Here is a 4,081-nt window from a genome sequence, read left to right on the forward strand (position 1 = left end):
CTAAATCTTTGTTATCTAAATTCTTAAGACCTTCACTTAAATATTTTTCATTTATATTAGAAAGCAATTCTAATATCATATCTTCCTCTACTTCTCGGCTTATTTTTCAAAAGCAATTTCCTATCAGTTCACCGTGCGGCTGGCACAGGCGTGTGTTTGCTCCTGAACTGGACCTACTCGCCTTGCGGTCCCGGAGCCCTTGGATGAAAGAAAGAGTTGCTATCCACCCTATCACGGACGAGGAGAACGCTCGCCGCATCGCCGTTTATCGTAGAAGCGATGGCGGTTATATGTATGCCGAGGAACAACGGGTGCTGTTCAGCGGAGCTGATGAATCCGTGTGGACATCACAATTCGATCACGACACGCGATCAGGTGTTTATGACTCCATTGACAAAGCGTTGCAGGAAGCGCAGCGTGATGTTCCGTGGTTGAACCAGCAAGTTGCAGCATTGGAGTCCTCCGACAATAGCGCCAGTGCATAACCAACGGATGAAGCTGACCGGCGCCGCCATCCTGGTTTCGCGCGGCATGAAGGTGTTGCAGGCGCCCCCGGCAGCTTATCCTTTTCGTTCGGCTGGGTTTTGTGCTAGCTGATTTACCTGGTCCGAGTGACATCGTTTGAATCAGTATCAGTGTAAACGAGCGGCTGCACTATGTCTCCTTGGAGATGACTGCTGCCCGCAACATTCGCAACATTCGCCACTCGATCTTTGGCCCGACGCCAATCGAATTCGAGCGATTCCCTGAGCAGCAATCATGAAGCGGACCATCATCATTGGAGACATTCACGGCTGTCTTGCTGAGTTGCGAGAATTGCTCGCTCGCGTCGATTTCCAATCCAACCGAGACACTCTGATTTTTCTTGGTGATTATCTTGACCGTGGGCCGGACAGCCTCGGGACTCTCACGGCCGTCCGCGAGCTAGTTGAACATCAGGGAGCTGTGGCTTTACTGGGGAATCACGATGAAAAGTATCTCCGATGGCATCGCTGGCAAACCAACCCGCCACCACCAGGGTCAAAGCCAATGGACTTTTCTCAAGAGAACCTGTGCATCTACGGCCAGCTTTCGGCAGCTCATCTGGCATGGCTAACTGAGCGTCCTTACTTTCACAAAGCTGATGGCTTCATCGCTGTTCATGCCGGCATCTCTCCATTGAGGCATAAAACGATCGAAGATCTGACGAGAAGCCGGGATCGCCGCGATTTGCTGCTTCGCATCCGAAAAGTTGATGATCAAGGCATCGCGCTAAAACTCGGCGAAGCCCACCCGCCCACGGCTCGACCGTGGTGGCAAGAATACGACGGCCGTTTCGGCGTAGCATTTTACGGGCATCAGCACATGCCTACGGTGATTCGAGGACCGTTTTCCGTCGGCCTGGACACTGGATGCTGTTATGGGGGCTACTTGACAGCCGCAGTCTTCACGCAACTCGCTGACATCGCCTTCTATAGTGTCAAGGCCCGCTCCGCCTATTATCAGGATGGCGCAGGGGAAGAAGATTGATGCAGATACCAAAATTGGGAACATCATGCGCATTGTATCCATCGAGGAGTCTCCGTTCCATCTGCTGCCGTATCGCAACGTCAGCGGAGACCGCAGGATTGTCAGAGCGACGCTGCCATTCTTGCGCGCGAAAGTTGACGCGCTCCCGAATGGTTTGGACGCCATTATGGCGACAGCGGATTTGCAGGGTCGTGAGTTTCCCACGAATGAAAGCGCAAATGGCCGGCTGCTGGGAAAACATCTGGCGGAGCATTGTGCGCTGCTCGCCGGGACGGGAATGTTGCCGCCCTTGGACAGAATAGGCGTAATCCTTGCCGGTGACTTGTATACGCGAGAGCTTCTCGACAAACGTGGTGGCAGCGGGGACGTTCGCCAAGTCTGGGCGGCGTTTGTGCAACGCTTCCGCTGGGTGACCGGGGTTGCGGGCAACCATGATTTCTTTGGCAAGACACCTTCCGTTCCCGACTTCAAAGCGTTTCTGCGCCAGCCGAAAACACATTTTCTGGATGGTCACGTCGTCGAACTGGACGGATTGAAGATCGGCGGGCTTTCTGGAGTTGTTGGCGATAGCGCCCGCAAGCTCTTTCGGCGCGAAGAGAAGGTATTCGCCAGCGAAATCAGACGTCTCATCGGCGCGCCACTCGACCTGCTCGTGATGCACGATGGACCAGACGCTGGAGAAACAAAACGAGGTTGGCCTTCCATTAGGGAAGCATTGGAGCAATCGCGACCCACCCTTGTCATTCGTGGCCATGCCCATTGGGAGTGTCCGCTGGCCGTCCTTAGCAACGGAACGCAGATACTCAACGCGGACTCGCGAGTTGTGATTCTGGGCAAAGCATAAGCCCTCGTCGAGCCCACTGATACTTGCGAAGGCTGGTTGACAGCCCTTTGCCGGGGCGTAGTCTCGGTGCCACGAACCCGCCCGGCCAGCTTTTAGCCCCCATCGGCCAGCACAACTAAACTCAAAGCAAAACCAACAAAAACAAATCCCGAACTGTTACCCCTTTTTTGAACCAAAAAGTCTCAGTATCTCCCGTGACGCACAACAATCGAGTTGAATCCCCGCTCCAAGCGACTTGGTCAAGTTCGTGGAAAGCGCAATCGAGGTGCGACAGACGAAGAGCTAACCGTCGTTGATCAATGGTGCAAGAGCATCGTCAACGGGAAAACAAGAAGTGCGGTATGAGCGATGTTTTTAGCAACGCTGAACGGCAGACAATTGACCCTGGATTGTGTCATTTTTACGGACTCCGCTGACGCAGGCATGGTTTTTTGGTGAAGTGATGCGATTATGAATGTCTATTTTCGAAGTTCGAATTGGGCAGAAAAGATTCTGTCGAATCTGGCGGCCACACCCTTCACCATCACCATTGATGGGGAAACGTTCAGTTGTGGGTCTGTCGAAGGCTTTTGGCAGGGACTAAAGTGTAAGGGAGAGATGAGAAACACGTATTTATGCTCTCGGGAATGGCGGCAAAATCCGCTGGCAGAGGCAAGTCACGGCAGTTTTTTGAAATAGCGGGCCAGAAATATTTGGTTGGAAGTCAAGAGCATGAAAATCTAATCCGTGAAGCGATCAAACAAAAATTCCTGCAGAATCCCAAGGCCGCAGAGGCGCTAAAGAACAGCTGCGGGACGATTGCGCATATCGTTCCGGGGCATTCGAAGCCAATTTTCAAAATGGAGAAAATGCTGATGTCCGTCAGAGATGAGTTGTGGGGACAAAAGAACTTCATTCGCAGATGAAAATTGTCGTCTTGACCGATACCCTGTCGAAGACTTCGATATTGAAATACGGATAGAGCACGATTTCTCTGTCGCCTTCGTTCTTGAATCGCACATCGACCTTCCAATGCCTGAATTCGGGAAGGGCCTTTGGCTTCGGGTGCAAACGCACGGGTGAATCGCTCTCAGCCCGCCTGCCTATTTCCAACTCGATGTGCCGATCAAGATGTTGCTGACGGCGAGTCGTTGAACCGTTGAACGAAACGTTGATCGAGGCTGTTTTCAGCGGTGACGGAGAGGTTGGGCGCGGATGCTTTTCATCGCGCTTCGAGTTTTGCGGCCAGCGGGTTTGTCGGATGTGTTGCGCGTGCGGCCTTCCATCGCTCGGCTAAAGTGTTCAGCCGGCTCCCGCCCTCCATCTGCGCCTCAGACACAAAGGGCCTCAACTCCGCTCAATTCAACGACGCCACGCACGACCAGCTTCTGCACAAGCAATGTTTTCGGGTCTGCGCTCGCCGTTTCACCAGGTTGGGCGGGATTGAGGTCAAAAGTCAGGAACAGAAAGAAAACATTCTTACTTTTATTCTTACTCTCCGAAAATTGGCTTGAGGAACTCTTCAGTTTTCATTGATTTTATTGGGGATATTTTGAAGTGGAGCGGGTGAAGGGAATCGAACCCTCGTCTCAGGCTTGGGAAGCCCACATTCTACCATTGAACCACACCCGCACTATCAAACTAACTTTAGTCTTCTAGCAAACTCGACCGGCACCAGCAACTGGGATTTCGGCCCGGCGCCTCAAAACTTAACCGATCCCAAATATTTAAGTGTCTGCGGGATTTGCT

The 4,081-nt window shown here is 52.5% G+C and carries 4 protein-coding genes and 1 tRNA gene; 4 read left to right on the forward strand and 1 reads right to left on the reverse strand.

The annotated features are described in order from the left end of the window. Positions 1 to 203: 203 nt before the first annotated feature. The 4 genes from FJ147_27705 (at position 204) to FJ147_27720 (ending at position 3,258) form a co-directional block, all read left to right on the forward strand. A complete protein-coding gene (locus FJ147_27705; protein ID MBM4259670.1) occupies positions 204 to 485 on the forward strand; it encodes a hypothetical protein in 282 nt (93 codons plus the stop codon). Positions 486 to 759: 274 nt separating this feature from the next. After that, positions 760 to 1,509 carry a hypothetical protein gene (locus tag FJ147_27710; GenBank protein ID MBM4259671.1) on the forward strand — a complete coding sequence of 250 codons (750 nt, stop codon included), beginning with the start codon at positions 760 to 762 and terminating at the stop codon, positions 1,507 to 1,509. After that, positions 1,487 to 2,353, forward strand: a complete 867-nt coding sequence (locus tag FJ147_27715) for a hypothetical protein (protein MBM4259672.1) — start codon at positions 1,487 to 1,489, stop codon at positions 2,351 to 2,353. The genes FJ147_27710 and FJ147_27715 overlap by 23 nt, the downstream gene beginning before the upstream one ends. A 614-nt stretch (positions 2,354 to 2,967) precedes the next feature. Further along, positions 2,968 to 3,258: a hypothetical protein gene (locus tag FJ147_27720; GenBank protein ID MBM4259673.1), complete on the forward strand. Its 291-nt coding sequence runs from the start codon at positions 2,968 to 2,970 to the stop codon at positions 3,256 to 3,258. Positions 3,259 to 3,890: 632 nt separating this feature from the next. Here the strand turns inward: FJ147_27720 and FJ147_27725 are convergent. Then, positions 3,891 to 3,964 (reverse strand) — tRNA-Gly (locus FJ147_27725). Positions 3,965 to 4,081: the final 117 nt, after the last annotated feature.

The sequence above is a fragment of the Deltaproteobacteria bacterium genome, from assembly GCA_016874775.1.
GTDB lineage: Bacteria > Desulfobacterota > Binatia > Bin18 > Bin18 > VGTJ01.

Coding starts and splice junctions, on each gene's coding strand:
- FJ147_27705 (MBM4259670.1), top strand. CDS start 204: ATGAAAGAAAGAGTTGCTATCCACCCTATCACGGACGAGGAGAACGCT.
- FJ147_27710 (MBM4259671.1), top strand. CDS start 760: ATGAAGCGGACCATCATCATTGGAGACATTCACGGCTGTCTTGCTGAG.
- FJ147_27715 (MBM4259672.1), top strand. CDS start 1,487: ATGGCGCAGGGGAAGAAGATTGATGCAGATACCAAAATTGGGAACATC.
- FJ147_27720 (MBM4259673.1), top strand. CDS start 2,968: ATGCTCTCGGGAATGGCGGCAAAATCCGCTGGCAGAGGCAAGTCACGG.